Raw genomic sequence first — 20,246 nt, forward strand, 5'->3', positions numbered from 1 at the left:
GAATTCTACTAAAGATCGCCTAACCGATTGATTCCGAAGATGATCTATCCCTGGCAAACCGACGACTGGCAACGCCTGCAGCAACTGCGCAGCCACTGGCCGCATGCGCTCCTGCTGCATGGCCAGGCGGGCATCGGCAAGCTCCAGTTCGCGCAGCATCTGGCGAAGGGGCTGCTCTGCGAAGCGCCGCAGGCCAATGGCGAGCCGTGCGGCGCCTGTGCGGCCTGCAACTGGTTCGTCCAGGGCAATCATCCGGACTACCGCATCGTCGTGCCCGAGGCATTGGCGGGCGAAATCGGCCCGGCGGGCGACGATGACGCCAAAGCCGACAAGGCTGACAAGGCCGACGGCGAAGAGGGCAAGAAGGGCCGCGCGCCGAGCAAGGAAATCCGCATCGAGCAGGTGCGGGCGCTGCTCGACTTCACGGGCGTGGGCTCGCATCGCGGCGGCCTGCGCGTGGTCGTGCTGTATCCGGCCGAGGCGCTCAACGTCGCCGCCGCGAACGCGCTGCTCAAGACGCTCGAAGAGCCGCCCGCGGGCATGGTGTTCCTCGTGGTGTCGGCGCGCATCGACCGCCTGCTGCCGACCATCATCAGCCGTTGCCGCCAGTGGCCCATGGGCACGCCCGCGCCCGCAGCCGCCGCGGCCTGGCTTGCGCAGCAGGGCGTGGCCGACGCGCCGGCGCTGCTCGCCGAAGCCGGCGGCGCGCCCCTCGCGGCGCTCGCGCTCGCGCACGACGAAAACCGCACGCTGCGCGACTGGACTCTGACCCAGCTCGCGGCAGGCCCCGCCTGCGACGCCTTTGCGTGCGGCGAGACGCTGCAGAAGCTGCCGGTGCCGCTCGTGCTCGGCTGGCTGCAGCGCTGGGTCTACGATCTGCTCGCCGAACGTACGGCGGGCCGCCCGCGCTACTTTCCGCAGGCCGCCGGCGGCCTCGCGCGCTGCGCCGCGAAGCTCGACGCCGCGGCGCTGGCGCGCTACCTGAAGACGGTCACGCGTCAGCGCGCCGTGGAAAACCATCCGCTGAATGCGCGCCTCGTGTTCGAAGAACTCTTTCTCGGCTATCGTGAACTGTTCGCCTGACGGGCGCTGACGTACCCGATCAGGCCCGAATCTTCCATCGCAGGATCACCCATGTTTGTCGATTCACATTGCCACATCAACTTTGAGGGCCTCGGCGACCGCCTCCCGCAGGTGCTCGAGAACATGCGCGCGAACGCCGTCACGCACGCGCTGTGCGTGTCGGTGGACCTCGAGACGCTGCCTTCGGTGCTCGACATCGCGAGCCGTTACGAGAACGTCTACGCGTCGGTCGGTGTGCATCCCGATCACGAGCACATGCGCGAGCCGACGGTGGCCGAGCTGGTCGAGCTGGCCGGGCACCCGAAAGTGGTGGCGATCGGCGAAACGGGGCTCGATTACTTTCGCCTGGGCGAGCGCACGATCGCCGACATGGAATGGCAGCGCGAGCGCTTTCGCACGCACATTCGCGCGGCGCACGCCACGGGCAAGCCGCTCATCGTCCATACGCGAGCCGCTTCGGACGACACCCTGCGCATCATGGAAGAAGAGCGCGCGGGCGAACCGGGCGGCGTGATGCATTGCTTCACGGAGCCGTGGGCGATTGCCGAGCGCGCGCTCGCGCAGAATTTTTACATCTCGCTTTCGGGCATCGTGACGTTCAAGAGTGCGACCGACGTGCAGGAAGTGTCGCGCCGCGTGCCGATCGAGCGCCTTTTGATCGAAACCGATTCGCCATACCTCGCGCCCGTGCCATTTCGTGGCAAACCCAATGAACCTGCGTACGTGAGCCATGTCGGAAGATTCATTGCGCAGCAACGCGGATTGCCGGACGCCGAACTTGGCGCTGTCACCACGCAGAATTTTTTCCGGCTCTTCAAGATCCAGCCGCAGGCCTGAATCGCGAACCGCATGCTGTCAATGGTGTTAAATATCAACGAGATAGCAGATAACGTTAAGGCTTGACATGAACTCGAAACCGCTTTCGCACGCCGCCAACCCTGTTCGCCGTACCGCCGCAGCGCTCGTGCTCGGCGTCGCCGCCACGCTGTTCGGCGCCGCGGCGCATGCCGCTCCGATCGACTCGCTCATCAAGAGCGTCAAGTTCGACGACGACAAGGGCGTGCAAAAGGCGCTCGCTCAAGGCATGGACCCGAACGCCACCGACGACCAGGGCATGCCGCTCCTCGTGCTGGCCGCGCGCGAGAAGTCCGACAAGGTCGGGGCGCTGTTGCTCGACAACCCGAAGACGAACATCGCCGCCGAAGACCGCGCAGGCGAAAACGCACTGATGCTCGCCTCGCTCAACGGCGACGTGGACTTCGTGAAGCTGCTCATCACCAAGGGCGCCGAGGTCAACAAGAAGGGCTGGACGCCGCTGCACTACGCCGCCGCGAACGGCAACGACGATGTCGCGAAGCTGCTGATCGGCTATTCGGCCGACGTCAACGCGCTGTCGCCGAACGGCACGACGCCGCTCATGATGGCCGCGCGCGGCGACCATCTCACGACGCTCCAGATGCTGCTCGAGCACGGCGCGACGCTTGGCGCGAAGAACCAGATCGGCATGACGGCGCTCGATTTCGCGCGCCAGTACAAGGCGCCGGACGCGATCAAGGACCTCACGGCGCGCATGACCCAGGCTGGCCTCTCCACGGCGAGCCCGGCAGCGCCGCAAAACAGTGCAAAATAATGGGGATAAAGACGGCCGCACTGGACCAACGCGGCCGCCCGGCGGCGCTCGATGCGCCGCTCCCCACGACAACTCAAGGAGAACCATGCTGCGGGTTCTGATCTGTGCGGGCGCGATGGCGTTGCCGCTCTCCGCTTTCGCATTCACGGCAAGCGACCTCAACCGGCTCTGCACGAAGACCGATGTGGCTTCGCGCAGCGCGTGCGCTGCCTATATCGAAGGTGCCGCGGACGGCATCTTCAACACCATCGACGCCATCGGCGGCACTACCGGGCCGCGCGTGGGTCAATACTTCTGCCTGCCGCCCGATGCGCGCTCGGCGCAACTCACCGACGCGGTGCGCAAGTACATCGCCGACAACCCGAACGTGGCCGGCTACAACGCCAGTACCGCCATTTCGCTCGGGCTCGGCAAGGCGTTTCCCTGCAAGACCGGCAACGGCAGTTGAAGCCGGCAGGTTCGAGTCGTAACCCGTAGTGGGTAGGTAGACATAGCTACAAACACGGCGCGGCACCGATCACCGCCGCGCCGATCATCATCGAGGCCGCAGCGAGGCCAGCTGTCATCCTCGCCGTGGCCGTCCGCGGGCCTGCGCCCGTGCCGTTTCCAAGAGTCGCCCTTTGCTCAGGATGCTCAGGAGGAACTGGCCGCAGATGCCGACACTCGACGATCTCTCCCGTTTCACCGACGCGCCGTTGCAGGACTGGCTCGGCACGTTGCTCGTGAGCGCGCTCGCGCTCGTTTTCGCGTTCGGCCTGCACTGGGTCGGCGGACGCGTCTTGCTGCGCGTCGCGCGCCCGTATCCGCGGGTCAGCGTGTTCCTGCGTTATATCCGCAAACCGGCGCTCGCCGTGCTCGCGATCCTCGCGATCGAATTCGTCTGGTGGCAGGCGCCTGATTCACTCCGGCATATCAGCGGTCTGCGCGAGCTGTGCGCGTTCGCGCTGATCGCGGCGATCACCTGGCTTTCGGTGCGCTGCGCGGCGGCGATCGGCGAAGCCATCATCGCTGCCCATCCGCTCGACATCGCCGACAACCTGCAGGCCCGCCGCATCCACACCCAGGCCCGCGTGCTCGCGCGCACGGTGATGGTGCTCATCATCATCGTGGGCGTGGGCGCGGCGCTCATGACCTTCCCCAACGTGAGGCAGATCGGCGCGAGCCTGCTGGCATCGGCCGGGGTTGCCGGTCTCGTTGCCGGTATCGCGGCACGCCCCGTGCTAGGGAATCTGATTGCCGGTTTGCAGATCGCGCTCTCGCAGCCGATCCGGCTCGACGACGTGGTCGTGATCCAGGGCGAGTGGGGGCGCATCGAGGAAATTACCGGCACCTATGTTTCGGTGCGGATCTGGGACCAGCGGCGGCTCATCGTGCCGCTGCAGTGGTTCATCGAGAATCCGTTCGCGAACTGGACGCGCAGCAGCTCGCAGATCATCGGCACGGTGTTCCTGTGGCTCGACTACCGCATGCCGCTCGCGCCGCTGCGCGAGGCGCTCGCGCGCATCGTCGACGGTGCGCCCGAATGGGACCGCCGCGTGCAGGTTTTACAGGTCACCGACGCCAACGAGCGCGCGATGCAGGTGCGCGTGCTGGTGAGTTCGCGCGACTCCGGCCTGAACTTCGATTTGCGCTGCCGCGTGCGCGAAGGACTGCTCGATTTCGTCAACGAGCACTATCCGCAGTTCCTGCCCCGCGCGCGCGCCGAGGTGTCGGCGGAGCTCGAAAGCAGCACCGGGGAACTGCCGTCCTTCGTGCGCCGCCCGGCGCCGCAGGCGGCGGCGAGCACGGCGGCCCATACTGAGGCGGATCCCGTGACGGGCACGCGCGTGCCGGGGCACGGCGAGGAGCTGGAGACGCACCGCCCGGCGCGCCCGGACGCGGCGACGGACGCCAAAGCGGTCGAAGCGGCGAAAGGAGCGGAGACAGCGGGAGCCACCGGCGCCCGCGAGCCTGAGACTGAAAGCCGCCGCGACAATGGTTGATAACCGCTGCTAGCGGTCGAAAGAGAAAGGAGGAGGAACAGCAAGATGGGCAGACTGATAGTCGTCTCGAACCGCGTGGCGACGCCGACGGAGACCAAGGGCTCGGCAGGCGGCCTCGCGGTCGGCGTATTCGGTGCGCTGAAGGACGCGGGCGGCGTGTGGTTCGGCTGGAGCGGCGACGTGGTGAGCGAGACGGTGGCGAACGCGGGGCCGACGCTCGTCGAAGAAGGCCACGTCACCTTTGCGACCGTCGGCCTCACGCGCAAGGACTACGATCAGTACTACCGCGGATTCTCGAACGCTACGCTCTGGCCGGTCTTCCACTACCGCAACGACCTCGCGCGCTACGAGCGCGACGAATACGCGGGCTATCGCCGCGTGAACGCGTGGCTCGCGCACAAGCTCATGAAGCTGATCCACCCGGACGACAACATCTGGGTCCACGACTACCACCTGATTCCGTTCGCCGAGGCGCTGCGCTCGGAAGGCGTGCGCAACCGCATCGGCTTCTTCCTGCATATTCCGTTTCCTTCGCCGCAGGTGCTGCAGACCATTCCGCCGCACGACGAACTCGTCAGGTCGCTGTGCTGTTACGACCTGCTGGGCTTTCAGACGCAGAACGACCAGCAGGCGTTTCACGACTACATCGCGCGCGAGGCGCGCGGCAAGGTTCGCGAGCGCGCAGAGAATCCGGAGCATGGCGAAGTCGAGGCGTATGGCCGCAAGCTTCGCACGGGGGTCTACCGCATCGGCGTGTTTCCGGACGAGATCGCCGAGCAGGCCGCGCGCTACGAAAGCCGCCAGCACGTGCTCGACCTCAAGCAAAGTCTGGAAGGGCGCAAGCTCATCATGAGCGTGGACCGGCTCGACTATTCGAAGGGTCTCGTCGAGCGTTTCCATGCGTTCGAGCAGTTGCTGGAAACGTCGCCCGAATGGCGCGGCAAGGTCACGCTCGTGCAGATCGCGCCGCCGACACGCTCGGATGTCGCGAGCTACAAGGTCATACGCGAGGAGCTGGAGCGCGAAGCCGGGCGCATCAACGGCCGCTACTCGGGGCTCGATTACACGCCGATCCGTTATCTGAGCCAACAGTACGACCGCTGGAAACTGATGTCGCTGTTTCGCGAGTCGCAGATCGGCTATGTGACGCCGCTGCACGACGGCATGAATCTCGTCGCCAAGGAGTATGTGGCCGCGCAGAATCCCAACGATCCGGGCGTGCTCGTGCTGTCGATCTTCGCGGGCGCGGCGGCCGAACTCACGGGCGCATTGCTCGTGAATCCTCACGATGCGACCGGCATGTCGGAAGCGCTGGAACGCGCGCTCTCGATGCCGCTCGACGAGCGTCAGGCGCGCTACCAGACCAACATGGAGGCGCTCAGACGCAACGATCTCGGCGTGTGGCGAGACACCTTCCTGCGCGACCTCGCGGCGGTGCCCCAGCCGCGCTGACCGATACGGGGCACAGGCGGTTCGCGCACCGGCACGATTGCGTATGATGCGTGGCTGATCGAGGCACCCGCCACGCGACTGCCATGCCACCCCGCGCACTTCCATGCTGACTACGCTCGCCATCGCCAACTACCGCTCGCTGCGCGAGCTCATCGTGCCGCTCGGTGCGCTCAACGTCGTGACCGGTCCGAACGGCAGTGGCAAGTCCAATCTCTATCGCGCGTTGCGTCTGCTCGCGCTCACGGCGCGTGGCGGCGTGATTCCGTCGCTGGCGCGCGAGGGCGGCCTGCAATCCACGCTGTGGGCGGGCCCTGAGCGCTTCTCGCGCGCCGTCGCCGCAGGGGAACACGCGGTGCAAGGCACGGTGCGCAAGGATGCGGTGAGCCTGCGCCTTGGCTTCGCGGGCGACGCGTTCGGCTATGCAATCGATCTGGGATTGCCGCTGCCTTCGTCCACTTCGCAGTTTTCGCTCGACCCGGTGATCAAGCGCGAATGCATCTGGAGCGGGCCGATCCTGCGGCCCTCGGCGTTGCTCGTGGACCGCCAGGGGCCGATGATCCGCATTCGCGACGCCGCGGGCGAGTGGACGACGCTCGCACAGCCCGTGGCGAGCTTCGACAGCATGATGACGGAGTACGCCGACCCGCGCAGCGCGCCCGAAATGATCGCCGTGCGCGAGCAGATTCGCTCGTGGCGTTTCTACGACCACTTCCGCACCGACGAGCACGCGAGCGCGCGCCAGGTGCAGATCGGCACGCATTCGCCGGTGCTCGCCGACGACGGCGCGAACCTCGCCGCCGCGCTGCAGACGATCCGCGAGATCGGCGACGGCGAGGCGCTCGATACTGCCATCGGCGACGCCTTTCCGGGCGCGCGCGTCGAAATCGTGAATCACGAAGGACGCTTCGAGGTGGCGCTGCGCCAGGAAGGGCTATTGCGGCCGCTGCGCGGCGCGGAACTGTCGGACGGCACCTTGCGCTACCTGCTGCTCGCGGCCGCGCTGCTGAGCCCGCGGCCGCCCGGCCTGCTGGTGCTCGACGAACCCGAGACGAGCCTGCATCCGGACCTGCTGCCATCGCTCGCGCGGCTCATCGCACGGGCGTCGCGGCACTCGCAGGTCATCGTCGTCTCGCACGCGGTGCGGCTCGTGGCGGCGCTGGAGCGCGAGGCCGGCAGCCAGTCGGTCGTGCTCGAACGGCGCCTCGGCGCAACCGGGTTCGCCGATCCCGACACGCTCGACGTGCCGGCCTGGAAATGGCCCGCCAGGTAGGCCGGTAGGGCAAACGCAGGGTTGTTTCGGCATGTAACACCGTATAGAAATTGAAAGACTGGCGGCGCGCGCGCCCGGCTTGCCGAATAATGGGACAACTGCTGCGTCGCCGATGGCCGCCCGGACCTGGCTTAGAATGACCGGCACCGCAAGAACGGGCAACGCGGCCCCGTTTCCTGGAGACACACGATGAGAATTGCGCAGATCGCCCCACTGACCGAATCGGTCCCGCCGAAGCTCTATGGCGGCACCGAGCGCGCCGTGTCGTATATCACCGAAGCGCTGGTCGAACTCGGGCACGACGTCACGCTGTTCGCGAGCGGCGATTCGCTCACGAGCGCGAAGCTCGAGCCCGTGTGGCCCCGTGCGCTGCGGCTCGACCCCGGCATCCGCGACCGCATTGCACCGCACATGCTGCTGATGGAAATGGTGCGCCGCCAGGCCGACCAGTTCGACGTGTTGCATTTCCATATGGACTACTACTCGTTTTCGGTGTTCAAGCGCCAGGAAACGCCGTTCGTGACGACGCTGCACGGCCGTCTCGACCTGCCCGAGCAGCAGCCGGTCTTCGATACGTTCAACACCGCGCCCGTGATCTCGATCTCGAATGCACAGCGCCAGCCGATGCCGCAGGCGCGCTGGCTGCGTACGGTCTACCACGGCCTGCCCGAGACGCTTTACACGCCGCAGCCCGTCGAGCCGCGCTATCTGGCGTTTCTCGGCCGCATTTCGCCGGAAAAACGCGTCGACACGGCGATACGGATTGCCGGGCGCTGCGGGCTGCCCATCCGCATCGCCGCGAAGGTCGACGAAGCCGACCGCGAGTATTTCGAGCGCGACATCAAGCCGTTGCTTGCGCTGCCGCACGTCGAGTACGTGGGCGAGATCAACGACGGCCAGAAGGCCGAATTCCTCTCCGGCGCCCATGCGCTGCTGTTCCCGATCGACTGGCCGGAGCCGTTCGGCCTCGTGATGATCGAGGCGATGGCGTGCGGCACGCCCGTGATCGCGTTCAATCGCGGCGCGGTGCCGGAGGTGGTGGAAGAGGGCGTGACGGGCTTTATCGTCGAGGACGAAATCGGCGCCGTGGCGGCGGTCAATCGCATCGCGCGCGTTCCGCGCGCCGGCGTGCGGCGCCGCTTCGAAGAGCGTTTCACCTCGCACCGCATGGCGCAGGAGTACGTGCAGGCGTACGAGGCGGTGATTCGCGCGAACAAGCGCTCGCGCTTCAAGGTGATCGATACGTCCGCGAGCTGAGCACGCGGACGTTCGCGGTGCGCCTAGAGGTCGAGTTTCGTGATCTTCGTGCCGCCGAGCGAGAGGTCGCCGATCAGCCCGCTGTTGGTGAGCACGAAGACCTGCACGGGCTTGGTGGCCGTGGTGGTGTCGATCGAGCCGTTCGCGCCGACCTTCACGAGCGCGACCGATGCGTCGCCGCCTGCCGACCAGCCGCTCGAATTGCGGAATTTCGCCAGCGCGTCTTCGGTCATGAAGAGATAGATGACGGACTTCGACTGCACGCCGAGCGTTGCGCCGACCGAAGCCGACGACGTGCTGTAGAAGCCGACCGTGCTGCCGCCCACGCGCAGTGCGCCGTCGCCGTGTTCGCCGCCGACGCCGATGCCAGCCTGGATCACGCGCGGAAACACGAGAATGCCGCGGGCCTTGCCGACCAGCTCGCGCGAGCCCGGCACGGTCTGATAGAGGCGCGACAGGGTGGCGTCGACGTCGGAGTTGATCGAGTCGGCGCGCGACGCGTTGGTCGCGGCGCTGGGTGCCTGGCTGCCGGTGGTGGTGCAGCCCGAGAATGCCGCGACGCCGACGGCGATTGCGACAGAAGCCTTCAAAAGCATGCGAGATGCATTCATCTTGTTCTCCGTTCTAGTTGCCGGGCGCCGCGATGTCACGGCGTCCCGTCGTTATACCCGAACGTCCCGACTCGCTCTTTGAGGCTGCGCAGCACAAGCGCTGTGCGCTGGGGCATGCACGAAACGCGCTAGCGCTCCGGCACGGGCTTGGCCGTGGGCCGCCGCAGGGCGCGCTTCACGCCGCCGATCAGCACGCCGAGCGCGAGCAGCACCGCAGCGGGCACGACCCAGTAACCGACGAACGCGTGCCACAGGTAGCCCGCGAGCGTCGTGCGCCGCACGGCGTATTCGTCGCGCGCTTCCTGGTGGCGCTGCGCGTTCGCCGCGAGCACCCCGGCGGGGCAGCCGGCCGCACGCGCGGATTCGGGCGTGCCGTGGCAGCGCAGCGGGGCGCCGGCGTCGCGCTCGGCGTCGGTGAAGGTCCAGGAGGTCAGCGCGCGCTGCAGATCCGCGCGGTTATACGCCATCTCGTCCTGAACCTCGCGCACCACGACGATCATCACCGGCACGAGCCAGAAGGTGATCACCATGAGCCAGCGGCGAAACCAGCGGTTCTTGTGTCTCCATGCCATCTGCGCCTCCGTTCGATGCCATCGGCATCAACGTCAACGCGGCAGCCCGATGGCTAATGGGTGATTGCGCGGGGAGGGGCCGCCGCTGCAGCCATCATAGGAGAAAAACGGCGCGGCCGAATGCGGGCGATGACGCAAATCCGCGCAAACCGGCACGATTTCGCCTGCGTCGACGATGATTCGCACAACCGACGACCCGGGCGCGCGCAGATCGAGAAACCGCTGCAGCGCACAAAACCGGCGCACAAAAAAACGCGCCGCAGCGTTGGCTGCGGCGCGCGGATCTTGCGGCTGCAAAAGGGTGCGGGAGGCTGCCCGGACCCGCTTCGCTCAGCTCTTCGTCGAGAGGCAGGTCTTCATGAATGCCTTGCGGTCGTCGCCCTTCTTGTCGCCGGCCTGGGTGTTGCACGCCTTCATGCGCTCTTGCTGGGTCATGGTCGGAGCGGGGGCGCCGGCAGCCGAAAGGCACTGCTTCATGAATGCCTTGCGGTCGTCGCCTTTCTTGTCGCCGGCCTGGGCGTTGCAGGCCTTCATCTTGTTCTGCTGGCTGTTCGCCGCCGGTGCGGAAGCGGGTGCGGCGGTCTGTGCGAACGCCGGCGCGGCCAGCACGCCGCCCAGCACGATTGCAGCAATGACGGATTGCATCTTCATCGTTCACTCCCTTGACTTTGGACGTTCTCAGTTGACGTGCGGCCCGCCGTGCATAGCTGGTGCGCCTTGCGCGCGCCGCCATTATGGCAAAGCCGCCATTAAAACGACGCAGCGATGTGTTCGGTTGACGCGCGCGCTGCTGCACAATGTTCGCTATCGGCCGTCGACCCCGTCCGGCGCGGCCGCAACGACACGGAGAACGCGCATGCATTACCTCTTGATGTACGAACTCGCAGACGACTACCTCGAACGCCGCCCCGAACACCGCAGCGCGCATCTGCAACTGGCATGGGCCGCCGTCGAACGCGGCGAGTTGCTGCTAGCGGGGGCGATAGCCGATCCCGTCGACAACGCGCTGCTGCTATTCCAGGGCGACAGTCCGGCCGCGGCCGAGGCGTTCGCGCGCGCCGACCCGTATGTGCTCTCGGGGCTCGTGAAGCATTGGCGCGTGCGGCCCTGGCAAACGGTGGTGGGCGAAGCGGCATCGAATCCGGTGCGATAGGGCGCGAGGGCGGCCGTTGTGACAGCGGCGGCACGACCGGCGCGCCCTAGACCGGTGCCTCGCCGTTCGCGTCGTCAGCCGCCGCTTGAGTCAGCAGTTCGCGCACGGTGTCGTCGCTGACCTGATCGAAGTCCAGATAGAACTGGCCGACGCTGTAGAACGCCTCGGGCGTGCGCGCACAGACGAATTCGTCCACGGTCCCGCCGAGCCGGTCCTGCGAGCCCGCGGGCGCGACGGGCAGCGCCGCGACGATGCGTGCGGGGCCGAGCGTGGCGAGCGCGAGCGCCGCTGCCTTGAGCGACGCGCCCGTGGCCATGCCGTCGTCGACGATGACCGCCACGCGGCCCGCCACCGCGAGCGGCGCACGCTCGCCGCGATAGCGCGCCTCGCGCCGGCCAAGCTCGATGCGTGCAAGCGCCATGGCGCTCTGCAACTGGGCCTCGCTCACGCCGGCGCTGCGCACCAGCGCGCTGTCCACGTACTGCGCGCCGTTCGACGACAGCGCGCCCATGGCGAGTTCCGGCTGCCAGGGCAGGCCGAGCTTGCACACGGGCAGGACATCGAGCGGCACCTGCAGCGCCTTCGCGACTTCGTAGGCTACCGGCACGCCGCCGCGCGGGAGCGCGAGCACGATGACGTCGCGTCTGCCCGCATAGGCCGTGAGCGGGCCGGCGAGCAAACGGCCCGCCTCGCGGCGATCGGTAAAGGGGCGTTCCATGAAGAGGTCCTCCCGTCTCGTTGCAGGCAAACAGGCCAATGGCTGCGCAACGATGCGTTCAGTTTGCCACTCGCAGCCACGCGCTGCTGGTAAAAAGGCACCCCGCCGGCTTCCACGAAGCGCCGCGCGGCGCGAGCGGGGCGTGCATGCCACCGCACGCGCGATCCAATGCGGCGCGGCGCTCATTTCAATACGCGGATTTCTCGTTTGGCGCGCGCGTGTCGCCTCGCTACGATGAAGTCGATCCCGCCACCTACGAGGTCTCGCCATGTCCGAATCCGCCTCCTTCAAGCCGCGCGTCGTCGAACCGGTCGTGCCCGATGCGCCCGACGGCCTCGGCCTCGCCGTCGAACTGTGGCTCGCGCGCCCGGTCGACGGCATCGCGGGCCGGTCGCTGCGCATTCACCTGCGTCACGGCGCGCGCATGGAGCAGGCCGAAACGCTGCGCGATCTGCTCCATGCCGTCGGCACCGCCATCGTGGTGTCCTGACGGCCCTCCGGGCGCTCAATCGAGCGGGGTGGCGAAGAGCGCGTCGAGCAGATTCGACGAGGACGTGTCGGCGAGGCGCGTGAGCGATTCGACCATGCGCACCTGGCAGTCCACGAGCGGCAGCATGCGAATGCGCCGCGACTCGCCGAATTCCGCATGCGCGATCACGCCCGCGCCCACGCCCTGCGCAATCGCCGTTTGCAAGGCCTCACGGCCATCCACGTAGAGCACGGGCTGGACCTGCAGTCCTTTACGCACGAGTTCGGCTTCGAGCAACTGCTGCGTGACCGAATGCGTTTCGCGAAACACCATGGGCTCGCGCACGAGCTCCTCGTAAGTCATGCGGCGCTTTTTCGCGGCGGGGCTCTCGGCGGGCACGACCGCGACCAGCGGTTCCTCGCGCAGCACGCGGGCCTGCAGCCGGCTGTGCACCTGACGCGCGGCCGTGATGGCGGCGTCGGCTTCGCTCGCGAGGACGCGGCGCATGCATTCGGTCGCGTTCGCGATCGACAGCTTGATCACCACCCCCGGATAGCGCCGCCTGAACGCGCCGATCAGCTTGATGGCGAGGTCGGGCGCGTCGGCGGCGAGCGCGAGTTCGCCCGATTCGAGCGCGCCTGCCGCTTCGAGCAGCCGCCGCGCGTCGCGCTCACACCCCATCATCTGACGCGTCACCGCGAAGAGTCGTCGCCCGAGTTCGGTGAGTTCCACACCGCGAGGCCCGCGCTCGAAGAGTTTGACCCCGAAATCCTGTTCGAGCCGCCGCACATGGTCCGACACGGCCGGCTGCGTGAGGGAGAGCGCCTGCGCGGCGCGTGAGAACCCGCCGTGTTCGGCGACCGCGTGAAAAGCCCGCAACTGCGCGTATTGCATGTCGAAGCGCTCCGGCGACAGGGAATAAAACAGGGGATAAGTTAAACTTATATTGGCATCGATTATATCGATTTTACCGATGGCGAGCACTGCGTTAACGTGTCGGGATCGACAGTCCCGACGCCCACTGGAGCCCGCATGACCACCCCCGCCGAGCCGTATCTCCTGACCCCCGGACCGCTGACTACCGCGGCCTCGACCAAGGCCGCGATGCAGCGCGACTGGGGCTCGTGGGACGCCGACTTCCGTGCCATGACCGCGCAATTGCGCGCCGCGCTGCTTCAGATCGCGGGCGACGAGCAGGGTGAATACGACTGCGTGCCGTTGCAGGGCAGCGGCAGCTATTGCGTCGAGGCGATGCTCGGCAGCTTCGTGCCGCGCGACGGCCACGCGCTCGTGCTCGCCAACGGCGCGTATGGCAAGCGCATCGCCACGACGCTGCGCTACCTGGGCCGCCAGCACACCGTGCACGACACCGGCGACTACCTGCCGCCGCGCGCAGAAGACGTCGAACAGCTGCTGATCGCGAACCCGGACATCACACATGTCGTCGTCGTCCATTGCGAGACCAGCTCGGGCATTCTGAACCCGATCGAAGCGATCGCGGCCGTGACGGCCCGCCAGGGGCGGCGCCTGCTGGTCGACTCGATGAGCGCGTTCGGCGCGGTGCCGCTCGACGTGCGCACGCTGCCTTGCGACGCGTTCGTCTCCTCGGCCAACAAGTGCATCGAGGGCGTGCCGGGCTTCGGCTTCGTGATCGCGAAAAAAGCAGTTCTGAACGACGCGAAGGGCGTGAGCCACTCGCTCGCGCTCGATATCTACGACCAGTGGGACGTCATGAACCGCACCGGCCAGTGGCGCTTCACGCCGCCCACGCACGCGGTGGCCGCGTTCATCGAGGCGCTGCGCCTGCACGCGCTCGAAGGCGGCCGGCCAGGGCGCCTCGCGCGCTATGCGCGCAACCGCGACGTGCTCGTCGAGGGCATGCGCGAGCTCGGTTTCGAGCCGCTGCTGACCGAAGCCTGGCGCTCGCCCATCATCGTCACGTTCTTTTCGCCGGCCGATCCCGCATTCGACTTCACGCGCTTCTACGAACTGATGAAGTCGCAGGGTTTCATCATCTATCCGGGCAAGCTGACGAGCGTGGAGAGCTTCCGCATCGGCTGCATCGGCGCGCTCGACGAGACCGTCATGCGCCGCGTCGTGGCCGCGTGCGGCGAAGCGCTGCGCACGCTCGGCGTGGCAAGTGCCGCGCCCGCGCCGGTCGACCTCGGCGCACGCGAAGCGCTCGCCGCTTGATGCGCGCATACCGTCAAGACTCCCCATCATCGATTTTTTAGCAGGACGCATGCAATGAAACACGTCAAGGCAGTAATTTTCGACTGGGCCGGCACCGTGGTCGACTACGGCTCGCGCGCGCCAATGGGCGCCTTCGTCGAGACCTTCGAGCAATTCGGCGTGCCGATCACGATCGACGAGGCGCGCGGGCCGATGGGCATGGCCAAGCGTCCGCACATCGCGGCGCTGATGGCGCTGCCGCGCGTCGCGGCGGCATGGGAAACGCGCTACGGCCACGCGCCGGGCGAAGCCGATATCGACGCCGTGTACGACGTCTTCGTGCCGAAGAACGTCGCCGTGGCCGCGCAGTACAGCGACGTGATTCCGGGCGTCGCCGCCGTGACCGCCGCGCTGCGCGCCGACGGCGTACGGATCGGCTCGACCACGGGCTACACGCGCGAAATCATCGACCAGATCGTGCCGGGCGCGAAGGCTCAGGGTTTCGATCCGGACAGCATCGTTTGCACGGGCGACACGCCCGAGGGCCGGCCTTCGCCGTACATGATCTACCGCACGCTGCCGCAGCTCGGCGTGTGGCTCGCGCGCGACGCGATCAAGGTGGACGATACCGAAGTCGGCATCGAAGAGGGCATCAACGGCGGGACGTGGGCGGTGGGTGTCGCGGTGAGCGGCAACGCGTTCGGCCTGACCGAAGAAGAAGTCCGCGCGCTCGCGCCCGAAGAATTCGCGCGCCGCCGTGCCGCGGCCGCGGAACGCCTGCGCGCGGCGGGCGCGCACTACGTGATCGACAGCGTCGCCGATCTGCTGCCCGTGGTGAACGAGATCGAAGCGCGGCTGGCCCGCGGCGAGCGGCCCTGAGGCTACCTGAAGGCAACTGAGGGCGACTGAGGGGCACGTTGAGAACAACACGCAGGCGGCCTCGCCGCTTGCGTTACCATGGGCGCCCCTGCCACCAGCCGCCGCCCATGAAGACGTTTGTGCTTTTCGTCGTGACCGCGCTCGCCGAGATCATCGGCTGCTATCTGCCTTACCGCTGGCTGCGCGAAGGCGCGAGCGCGTGGCTCCTCGTGCCCGCCGCGGCCTCGCTCGCGCTCTTCGCGTGGCTGCTCACGCTGCACCCCACGGCCGCCGGGCGCACCTATGCGGCCTACGGCGGCGTCTATGTCTGCGTGGCGATTCTCTGGCTCTGGGCCGTCGAGGCGATCCGGCCGAGCCCCTGGGACTGGGCCGGCATCGGCTTCACGCTCGCCGGCATGGCGCTCATCATGTTCCAGCCGCGCTGAGCGCACCCGGACTCAGGCGAGCGTATTGACCTGCGGAAACTTGTCACGGAAGGCCTGCGGCATCGGCACGACCTTTTTCGCTTCGTAGTCGAAGAACACGAAGCCCGATTTCGCCATGGCGATGAGCGCGCCATCGGCGGGCCGCGTGATACGGAAGATAATGTCGCCGCCGTACTTGTTGAAATCCATGATGCCCACCTCGAAGCACAGCGCGTCGCGCGCGTAGGCTTCGGCGCGATAGGTCGTGGCGAGGTCGGTGACGATGATGCTCGTGTGCGCGTCCTTCATGTCTTCGATGCCCGCGTCGAACAGAAAACGCGCGCGCGCCTCGGAAATCATCGAGATCATCGAATCGTTGGCGAGGTGATTGGCCGAATTGATGTCGGTGACGCGCACCGTGAGGTGCGTCGAGTAGTAGAACTGGTGTTCGGGAAAGTGGAGCTCGATGCGGGCCATGATGCGATGCGAAAAATTGGGGACGGGCGGCGCCATCGGGCTTGCACGGCGTGGGCGCCGGCCCGATTGTAACGGCAGGCGCGCCGCCGCCGGCGCCAGCCCGGCGCTAGAATGCGTGAGCGTTTTGCCCCAAAGCGGCCCGGCGCGTTGCCTCCACGCACTGCCACATTCCATCGATTCCTGCCATGACCGACATGCCCGGCCCCGCATCCCGAACCGCCGCCGATGCCACCCCCGCGCCGCACGACCTGCCCACGCTGAACGGCAGCACGGTCGCGCTGCACCCGTTGCGCGCGCAGGACGCGCCGCGCCTCGTCGCCGCGGCGGCGGACGGCGAACTCTGGAACCTCAAGGTGACGGTGGTGCCCGAGCCCGCGACCGTCGACGCCTGGATCGCGAGGGCGCTCGATGGCGTGCGCGCCGGCACCGTGATCCCGTTCACGATCCGCCTGCGCGAGAGCGATCGCGTGGTGGGCAGCACGCGCTTCTGGAAGGTCGACCGGGAGAACCGCAAGCTGGAGATCGGCTCCACGTGGCTCGCGGCGTCGGCGCAGCGCTCCATCGTGAACACGGAGGCGAAGTTCCTGATGCTGGGCTACGCCTTCGAAACGCTCGGCTGCGTGCGCGTGCAGTTCACGACCGACGTACTCAACGCGAAGTCGCGCGCGGCGATCCTGCGGCACGGCGCAAAAGAAGAGGGGGTGGTGCGGCGCGAACGCATCATGCCGGACGGCCGCAAGCGCGACTCCGTGCGCTTTAGCATCATCGAGGACGAATGGCCCGAGGTGAAGGCGGGCCTGTTGCGCCGCTTGCAGGCGGCCGGCTGAAGCGCTGCCGCATCCATGGCGGCGCGAGGGCGCTGGCGCTAGCCCAGGCGCTCCGGTGGCGATTCAGGCGGCGGATCGCCTTCCGGCACGGGCGGCGGCTCGGTGTCCGGCACCGGAGGAGGCGGCGGACGATGTGGATTGTCGGGCTCCTCGGTCGGCAGATGAGCCTCGGGACCGCGGCGAACACGAGCGGCGGGCAGGAAATTCGAACGCATAGACCTCTCCGGGATAGGCGAAGCGTGCGCCAGATGGGGCGCCGCAGCACCTCGGCCTCGCTTTCGCGCGAATCGATTTGCCCGGCTGGGCGCAAACGCCGTGCCCCGCGAGACAACGGGGCCTGCCCGGGCCGGTACGCGGGTTGCTGCTTGTCAAGCAGGGACCTGCGCGGGCAACTCGCTTCGACGCTGCGAGGTCCTCGCATCCGGGCTCGCAACGTACCGAAGGAGGACCGATGACCAGGCACGCCCCATCGACGAAGGGTTTCATGGCCGGCGCGCTCGCGCTGGCCCTCGTCCTGGAAGGAGCAGCGGCGGGCGGCGCGCTCGCGCAGGACAATACCGGCGCGGATCGGCCGACCACGGCGCCCGCCACGGAGTCGAGCGGGGCGAAGGCCAATGGCGTGTATCCGGCGCCCACCCAGGGCGTCGAACAGGGCGTGCCCGCCAGCAAAGGCGCACAGGCCACGCGAACGACGCATTCCTCGAAACGCAAACCGCATCACGCGAAACAACCGGTAAAGGGCGCGGCAAAAGCAACGACAAACCGCGCGGCGAGCGCGTCGGCCGCGGCGGGCGGCAGCGATGCGAGGGAGTAAGACGATGCACGAAAATCGCGCTTTTCATTTGCCGCGCCATCTGCGCGAAAGCCGCCCGGCCCAACGCGCTAGTGGCGTCGAAACTTTCCGCCTGGCCGCGCACGGCTGGGTGCCGAACAACGCCCGGCTTCCCGTCATCGTCTATCGGCGCGCGCTGGCGCCGGGTGCACAGGACCTGGCACGCGCGTTCAACGAACGCTTCGAGGCGAACGGCTGGCCGGTGCAATGGCTCGACGGCGTCTTCGACTATCACCATTTCCACTCCACGGCGCACGAGGTGCTGGGCGTGTTCGCCGGCACGGCCGAACTGATTCTCGGCGGCCCGGGCGGGCGCGTGCTGCGCGTGCATGCCGGCGACGCGCTGCTGCTGCCGGCCGGCACCGGTCATTGCCTGCTATCGCTGGCCGGCGGCTTCCGCGTGGCGGGCGGCTATCCGCGCGGGCAGCAGTGGGACATCCGCCGCGACGCGCTCACGTCGGCGGAGTTGCGCGCGATGCAGGCGCTGCCGTATCCCGCGAGCGATCCCCTCTACGGCGAACGTGGGCCGCTGATCGAGCACTGGCTCGCGCAGGCGTGAGCGACGCGCCGGGCACAGCGCTTGCATTCACGCGGTATTCGCCGTGCATTCGCACAAGGGAGAGGGGGATACCATGACGACACCATCGAATCGCCCGCTGAATTTGCCGCTGAAACTGCGCGAGCTGGTTTGCCGTCGCGCCTCTGCGCTCGTCGTCGCGTTCGGGTGCACGTTCGGCTGTGCGCTGGGCGTGCCGTCTGCCGCGTTCGCCCAGGGCGCGCCGCAATCGATCGCCGTGCAGCGCATGGCGACGGTGCAGTCGGGCACCGGCTTTCGCGCCTCGAAGCTCGTGGGCTCCGACGTCTACGACAATAGCGGCAGCAAGATCGGCGCGATCGACGACATCGTGCTCGAGTCGCCTAACCAGGGTGCCTTCGCGATTCTCTCCGTGGGCGGCTTCCTCGGTCTGGGCAAGCATCTCGTGGCCGTGCCGTTCAACGACTTGCGCATCGACAGCAAACAGATCGTGCTGCCGGCCGACAAGGACCAGCTGAAGGCCATGCCCGAGTTCAACTACGCTCACGAATGACGCGCTCGTACGCAAGTGTGATTGCCGGAGGTCAAGACGGTCAGTGCCTGAGTCTAAAGTCTTATTGCGCGCCCCTCGTCCGCGCCCCATAGTGGATGGATGCCTCGTGTGAGGCGTCTGAAGCGGGGAGCGATTCAATGGCGAAGAAAGAGGAAGTCAAGGCCGCGAGCGCAGCCGAGCCGGCAGAAAAACTCAGCGAAAAGGCCTATCAAAAGGAACTCGAGCGCCTGCATGGTGAACTCGTTCGCTTGCAGGAGTGGGTCGTCCAGAAGCGCCTCAGGGTATGCATCCTGTTCGAAGGCCGCGACGGCGCAGGCAAGGGCGGCACGATCAAGGCGCTCACCGAACGCGTGAGCCCGCGCGTGTTTCGCGTATTCGCGCTGCCCGCGCCCACGGAGCGCGAGAAGTCGCAAATGTACTTCCAGCGCTACCTGCCGCTGCTGCCCGCCGCGGGCGAAATCGTGGTGTTCGACCGCAGCTGGTACAACCGTGCGGGCGTCGAGCGCGTGATGGGCTTTTGCACACCGGAACAGGCCACGGAATTCCTGCGCGGCGTGCCGCTCATCGAGCGCGCCATCATCGACTCGGGCACGATCCTCATCAAGTTCTGGCTCGAAGTGAGCCCGAAAGAGCAGACCCGGCGCCTCGAAGGGCGCATCAACGATCCGCGCAAGATCTGGAAGCTTTCGCCCATGGACCTCCTGTCGTATAGCCGCTGGTACGACTATTCACGCGCGCGCGACGAGATGTTCGACATGACGGATACGCCGGAATCCCCATGGTTCGTTGTCCGATCCGATGACAAGAAACGCGCGCGCCTGAACGTCATCAGCCATATTCTGAACGCCATTCCGTATAAAACGCTGCCGCGCGATAAGGTCACGCTGCCCGAGCGCCAGAAGCCACAAGGCTACCGCGACCCGGACTATCCTTACCGCTACGTGCAGGAGAAGTACTGAGCGGCATCGCGTCCGATCCGGCGCAGCTTGTCGTCGCGCCGGATCAAACCACACTATCATCACGATTGAACGCTCAAGAGGGGTTAGACCATGGCCGAGCTGCTGCTGGGTAATATCGACGAACACGTCACGGACGCCGAAATCAACGAGTTTCTGGAGCGCTACGGTTTTCCGCCGTACGACGCGATTCAGCGCATCGAGGGCGCGGGCCGTCCCGGCGCGCTGCTCACCTTCCACGCCGCGAGCGAGGAGGGGCTGCGCAGGCTGCAGGGCCGCATTAACAACCTGTTCTGGCGCGAGCACACCATCAGCGCCCAGGTCATGCCGCCGGCACGCGAGGAATAGGCGCCGCGCAAAGACACAACAGGGCGCGCACCGCGGCTACGCCAGCTGCGGTGCGCGCCCTGCATT

The 20,246-nt window shown here is 67.2% G+C and carries 26 protein-coding genes and 1 pseudogene; 19 read left to right on the top strand and 8 right to left on the bottom strand.

The window, feature by feature from the left end; all coding sequences use genetic code 11:
• Nucleotides 1-39 precede the first annotated feature (39 nt).
• The 8 genes and pseudogenes from AB4Y42_RS03730 to AB4Y42_RS03765 all read left to right on the top strand — a co-directional run bounded on the left by AB4Y42_RS03730 (nt 40) and on the right by AB4Y42_RS03765 (nt 8,674).
• Complete coding sequence (locus tag AB4Y42_RS03730) at nt 40-1,083, top strand: DNA polymerase III subunit delta' (RefSeq protein ID WP_368686005.1); 1,044 nt, start codon at nt 40-42, stop codon at nt 1,081-1,083.
• Between the two features lie 51 nt (nt 1,084-1,134).
• Nucleotides 1,135-1,920, top strand: a complete 786-nt coding sequence (locus AB4Y42_RS03735; RefSeq protein ID WP_368686006.1) for a TatD family hydrolase — start codon at nt 1,135-1,137, stop codon at nt 1,918-1,920.
• A 67-nt stretch (nt 1,921-1,987) separates the two neighbouring features.
• Entirely contained in the window at nt 1,988-2,713 is a 726-nt protein-coding gene (locus AB4Y42_RS03740) for an ankyrin repeat domain-containing protein (RefSeq protein ID WP_368686007.1), read from the top strand.
• 85 nt (nt 2,714-2,798) lie between these two features.
• A complete protein-coding gene (locus AB4Y42_RS03745) occupies nt 2,799-3,161 on the top strand; it encodes a Rap1a/Tai family immunity protein (protein ID WP_028207010.1) in 363 nt (120 codons plus the stop codon).
• A 205-nt stretch (nt 3,162-3,366) separates the two neighbouring features.
• Nucleotides 3,367-4,530: pseudogene (locus AB4Y42_RS03750) on the top strand (mechanosensitive ion channel family protein); the annotation flags it as partial.
• A 210-nt stretch (nt 4,531-4,740) separates the two neighbouring features.
• Entirely contained in the window at nt 4,741-6,147 is a 1,407-nt protein-coding gene (gene otsA, locus AB4Y42_RS03755; RefSeq protein ID WP_368686008.1) for an alpha,alpha-trehalose-phosphate synthase (UDP-forming), read from the top strand.
• A 103-nt stretch (nt 6,148-6,250) separates the two neighbouring features.
• Nucleotides 6,251-7,417 (top strand): AAA family ATPase, encoded by a 1,167-nt coding sequence (locus tag AB4Y42_RS03760; RefSeq protein ID WP_368693437.1) that lies wholly within the window; start codon nt 6,251-6,253, stop codon nt 7,415-7,417.
• Between the two features lie 189 nt (nt 7,418-7,606).
• A complete protein-coding gene (locus tag AB4Y42_RS03765; protein ID WP_368686010.1) occupies nt 7,607-8,674 on the top strand; it encodes a glycosyltransferase family 4 protein in 1,068 nt (355 codons plus the stop codon).
• A 23-nt stretch (nt 8,675-8,697) separates the two neighbouring features.
• On the opposite strand, the gene AB4Y42_RS03770 is transcribed toward AB4Y42_RS03765, so the two are convergent.
• The 4 genes from AB4Y42_RS03770 to AB4Y42_RS03785 form a co-directional block, all read right to left on the bottom strand.
• Entirely contained in the window at nt 8,698-9,285 is a 588-nt protein-coding gene (locus tag AB4Y42_RS03770) for a YSC84-related protein (protein WP_368693438.1), read from the bottom strand.
• Nucleotides 9,286-9,413: 128 nt separating this feature from the next.
• A complete protein-coding gene (locus tag AB4Y42_RS03775; RefSeq protein WP_368693439.1) occupies nt 9,414-9,857 on the bottom strand; it encodes a hypothetical protein in 444 nt (147 codons plus the stop codon).
• Nucleotides 9,858-9,890: 33 nt separating this feature from the next.
• A complete protein-coding gene (locus tag AB4Y42_RS03780; protein WP_368693440.1) occupies nt 9,891-10,154 on the bottom strand; it encodes a hypothetical protein in 264 nt (87 codons plus the stop codon).
• 33 nt (nt 10,155-10,187) lie between these two features.
• The gene (locus AB4Y42_RS03785; protein ID WP_342923935.1) at nt 10,188-10,508 is read right to left on the bottom strand and encodes a PsiF family protein; all 321 of its coding nucleotides are present in this window, start codon (nt 10,506-10,508) and stop codon (nt 10,188-10,190) included.
• Between the two features lie 205 nt (nt 10,509-10,713).
• Between AB4Y42_RS03785 and AB4Y42_RS03790 the strand changes: the two genes are divergently transcribed.
• Complete coding sequence (locus AB4Y42_RS03790) at nt 10,714-11,010, top strand: YciI-like protein (protein WP_342923936.1); 297 nt, start codon at nt 10,714-10,716, stop codon at nt 11,008-11,010.
• Nucleotides 11,011-11,056: 46 nt separating this feature from the next.
• Here the strand turns inward: AB4Y42_RS03790 and AB4Y42_RS03795 are convergent, their stop codons facing one another.
• On the bottom strand, nt 11,057-11,728 hold the full coding sequence (locus tag AB4Y42_RS03795; RefSeq protein ID WP_368686014.1) for a phosphoribosyltransferase: 672 nt from the start codon (nt 11,726-11,728) through the stop codon (nt 11,057-11,059).
• Between the two features lie 268 nt (nt 11,729-11,996).
• Between AB4Y42_RS03795 and AB4Y42_RS03800 the strand changes: the two genes are divergently transcribed.
• The gene (locus AB4Y42_RS03800; RefSeq protein ID WP_368686015.1) at nt 11,997-12,218 is read left to right on the top strand and encodes a hypothetical protein; all 222 of its coding nucleotides are present in this window, start codon (nt 11,997-11,999) and stop codon (nt 12,216-12,218) included.
• A gap of 15 nt (nt 12,219-12,233) precedes the next feature.
• Here the strand turns inward: AB4Y42_RS03800 and AB4Y42_RS03805 are convergent, their stop codons facing one another.
• The gene (locus AB4Y42_RS03805) at nt 12,234-13,091 is read right to left on the bottom strand and encodes a LysR substrate-binding domain-containing protein (RefSeq protein ID WP_368693441.1); all 858 of its coding nucleotides are present in this window, start codon (nt 13,089-13,091) and stop codon (nt 12,234-12,236) included.
• Between the two features lie 138 nt (nt 13,092-13,229).
• Between AB4Y42_RS03805 and AB4Y42_RS03810 the strand changes: the two genes are divergently transcribed.
• The 3 genes from AB4Y42_RS03810 to AB4Y42_RS03820 all read left to right on the top strand — a co-directional run bounded on the left by AB4Y42_RS03810 (nt 13,230) and on the right by AB4Y42_RS03820 (nt 15,673).
• On the top strand, nt 13,230-14,390 hold the full coding sequence (locus AB4Y42_RS03810; protein WP_368693442.1) for a 2-aminoethylphosphonate--pyruvate transaminase: 1,161 nt from the start codon (nt 13,230-13,232) through the stop codon (nt 14,388-14,390).
• A gap of 54 nt (nt 14,391-14,444) precedes the next feature.
• On the top strand, nt 14,445-15,248 hold the full coding sequence (gene phnX, locus AB4Y42_RS03815) for a phosphonoacetaldehyde hydrolase (RefSeq protein WP_368686018.1): 804 nt from the start codon (nt 14,445-14,447) through the stop codon (nt 15,246-15,248).
• Between the two features lie 107 nt (nt 15,249-15,355).
• Nucleotides 15,356-15,673, top strand: a complete 318-nt coding sequence (locus AB4Y42_RS03820; protein ID WP_368686019.1) for a YnfA family protein — start codon at nt 15,356-15,358, stop codon at nt 15,671-15,673.
• A 12-nt stretch (nt 15,674-15,685) separates the two neighbouring features.
• Here AB4Y42_RS03820 and AB4Y42_RS03825 read toward each other — a convergent pair whose 3' ends face one another.
• A complete protein-coding gene (locus tag AB4Y42_RS03825; RefSeq protein ID WP_368686020.1) occupies nt 15,686-16,129 on the bottom strand; it encodes a thioesterase family protein in 444 nt (147 codons plus the stop codon).
• Between the two features lie 194 nt (nt 16,130-16,323).
• Between AB4Y42_RS03825 and AB4Y42_RS03830 the strand changes: the two genes are divergently transcribed.
• Nucleotides 16,324-16,956, top strand: a complete 633-nt coding sequence (locus tag AB4Y42_RS03830) for a GNAT family N-acetyltransferase (RefSeq protein WP_368693651.1) — start codon at nt 16,324-16,326, stop codon at nt 16,954-16,956.
• A 38-nt stretch (nt 16,957-16,994) separates the two neighbouring features.
• On the opposite strand, the gene AB4Y42_RS03835 is transcribed toward AB4Y42_RS03830, so the two are convergent.
• Entirely contained in the window at nt 16,995-17,171 is a 177-nt protein-coding gene (locus AB4Y42_RS03835; protein ID WP_368686021.1) for a hypothetical protein, read from the bottom strand.
• Between the two features lie 236 nt (nt 17,172-17,407).
• Between AB4Y42_RS03835 and AB4Y42_RS03840 the strand changes: the two genes are divergently transcribed.
• The 5 genes from AB4Y42_RS03840 to AB4Y42_RS03860 all read left to right on the top strand — a co-directional run bounded on the left by AB4Y42_RS03840 (nt 17,408) and on the right by AB4Y42_RS03860 (nt 20,180).
• Complete coding sequence (locus AB4Y42_RS03840; RefSeq protein ID WP_368693443.1) at nt 17,408-17,770, top strand: hypothetical protein; 363 nt, start codon at nt 17,408-17,410, stop codon at nt 17,768-17,770.
• A 4-nt stretch (nt 17,771-17,774) separates the two neighbouring features.
• Nucleotides 17,775-18,347 carry a cupin gene (locus tag AB4Y42_RS03845; protein WP_368686023.1) on the top strand — a complete coding sequence of 191 codons (573 nt, stop codon included), beginning with the start codon at nt 17,775-17,777 and terminating at the stop codon, nt 18,345-18,347.
• Nucleotides 18,348-18,420: 73 nt separating this feature from the next.
• On the top strand, nt 18,421-18,876 hold the full coding sequence (locus AB4Y42_RS03850; RefSeq protein ID WP_368693444.1) for a PRC-barrel domain-containing protein: 456 nt from the start codon (nt 18,421-18,423) through the stop codon (nt 18,874-18,876).
• Nucleotides 18,877-19,013: 137 nt separating this feature from the next.
• The gene (gene ppk2, locus AB4Y42_RS03855) at nt 19,014-19,835 is read left to right on the top strand and encodes a polyphosphate kinase 2 (RefSeq protein WP_368686025.1); all 822 of its coding nucleotides are present in this window, start codon (nt 19,014-19,016) and stop codon (nt 19,833-19,835) included.
• Nucleotides 19,836-19,925: 90 nt separating this feature from the next.
• Entirely contained in the window at nt 19,926-20,180 is a 255-nt protein-coding gene (locus AB4Y42_RS03860) for an RNA-binding protein (RefSeq protein WP_254313976.1), read from the top strand.
• Nucleotides 20,181-20,246: the final 66 nt, after the last annotated feature.

It is taken from the genome of Paraburkholderia sp. EG286B (genome assembly GCF_040965655.1).
Classification (GTDB): Bacteria; Pseudomonadota; Gammaproteobacteria; order Burkholderiales; family Burkholderiaceae; genus Paraburkholderia.

Coding starts and splice junctions, on each gene's coding strand:
- AB4Y42_RS03860 (WP_254313976.1), top strand. CDS start 19,926: ATGGCCGAGCTGCTGCTGGGTAATATCGACGAACACGTCACGGACGCC.
- AB4Y42_RS03770 (WP_368693438.1), bottom strand. CDS start 9,285: ATGAATGCATCTCGCATGCTTTTGAAGGCTTCTGTCGCAATCGCCGTC.
- AB4Y42_RS03765 (WP_368686010.1), top strand. CDS start 7,607: ATGAGAATTGCGCAGATCGCCCCACTGACCGAATCGGTCCCGCCGAAG.
- AB4Y42_RS03810 (WP_368693442.1), top strand. CDS start 13,230: ATGACCACCCCCGCCGAGCCGTATCTCCTGACCCCCGGACCGCTGACT.
- AB4Y42_RS03785 (WP_342923935.1), bottom strand. CDS start 10,508: ATGAAGATGCAATCCGTCATTGCTGCAATCGTGCTGGGCGGCGTGCTG.
- AB4Y42_RS03775 (WP_368693439.1), bottom strand. CDS start 9,857: ATGGCATGGAGACACAAGAACCGCTGGTTTCGCCGCTGGCTCATGGTG.
- AB4Y42_RS03850 (WP_368693444.1), top strand. CDS start 18,421: ATGACGACACCATCGAATCGCCCGCTGAATTTGCCGCTGAAACTGCGC.
- AB4Y42_RS03790 (WP_342923936.1), top strand. CDS start 10,714: ATGCATTACCTCTTGATGTACGAACTCGCAGACGACTACCTCGAACGC.
- phnX (WP_368686018.1), top strand. CDS start 14,445: ATGAAACACGTCAAGGCAGTAATTTTCGACTGGGCCGGCACCGTGGTC.
- AB4Y42_RS03825 (WP_368686020.1), bottom strand. CDS start 16,129: ATGGCCCGCATCGAGCTCCACTTTCCCGAACACCAGTTCTACTACTCG.
- AB4Y42_RS03795 (WP_368686014.1), bottom strand. CDS start 11,728: ATGGAACGCCCCTTTACCGATCGCCGCGAGGCGGGCCGTTTGCTCGCC.
- AB4Y42_RS03830 (WP_368693651.1), top strand. CDS start 16,324: ATGCCCGGCCCCGCATCCCGAACCGCCGCCGATGCCACCCCCGCGCCG.
- AB4Y42_RS03735 (WP_368686006.1), top strand. CDS start 1,135: ATGTTTGTCGATTCACATTGCCACATCAACTTTGAGGGCCTCGGCGAC.
- AB4Y42_RS03760 (WP_368693437.1), top strand. CDS start 6,251: ATGCTGACTACGCTCGCCATCGCCAACTACCGCTCGCTGCGCGAGCTC.
- AB4Y42_RS03840 (WP_368693443.1), top strand. CDS start 17,408: ATGACCAGGCACGCCCCATCGACGAAGGGTTTCATGGCCGGCGCGCTC.
- AB4Y42_RS03805 (WP_368693441.1), bottom strand. CDS start 13,091: ATGCAATACGCGCAGTTGCGGGCTTTTCACGCGGTCGCCGAACACGGC.
- AB4Y42_RS03835 (WP_368686021.1), bottom strand. CDS start 17,171: ATGCGTTCGAATTTCCTGCCCGCCGCTCGTGTTCGCCGCGGTCCCGAG.
- otsA (WP_368686008.1), top strand. CDS start 4,741: ATGGGCAGACTGATAGTCGTCTCGAACCGCGTGGCGACGCCGACGGAG.
- AB4Y42_RS03800 (WP_368686015.1), top strand. CDS start 11,997: ATGTCCGAATCCGCCTCCTTCAAGCCGCGCGTCGTCGAACCGGTCGTG.
- AB4Y42_RS03845 (WP_368686023.1), top strand. CDS start 17,775: ATGCACGAAAATCGCGCTTTTCATTTGCCGCGCCATCTGCGCGAAAGC.
- ppk2 (WP_368686025.1), top strand. CDS start 19,014: ATGGCGAAGAAAGAGGAAGTCAAGGCCGCGAGCGCAGCCGAGCCGGCA.
- AB4Y42_RS03820 (WP_368686019.1), top strand. CDS start 15,356: ATGAAGACGTTTGTGCTTTTCGTCGTGACCGCGCTCGCCGAGATCATC.
- AB4Y42_RS03745 (WP_028207010.1), top strand. CDS start 2,799: ATGCTGCGGGTTCTGATCTGTGCGGGCGCGATGGCGTTGCCGCTCTCC.
- AB4Y42_RS03730 (WP_368686005.1), top strand. CDS start 40: ATGATCTATCCCTGGCAAACCGACGACTGGCAACGCCTGCAGCAACTG.
- AB4Y42_RS03740 (WP_368686007.1), top strand. CDS start 1,988: ATGAACTCGAAACCGCTTTCGCACGCCGCCAACCCTGTTCGCCGTACC.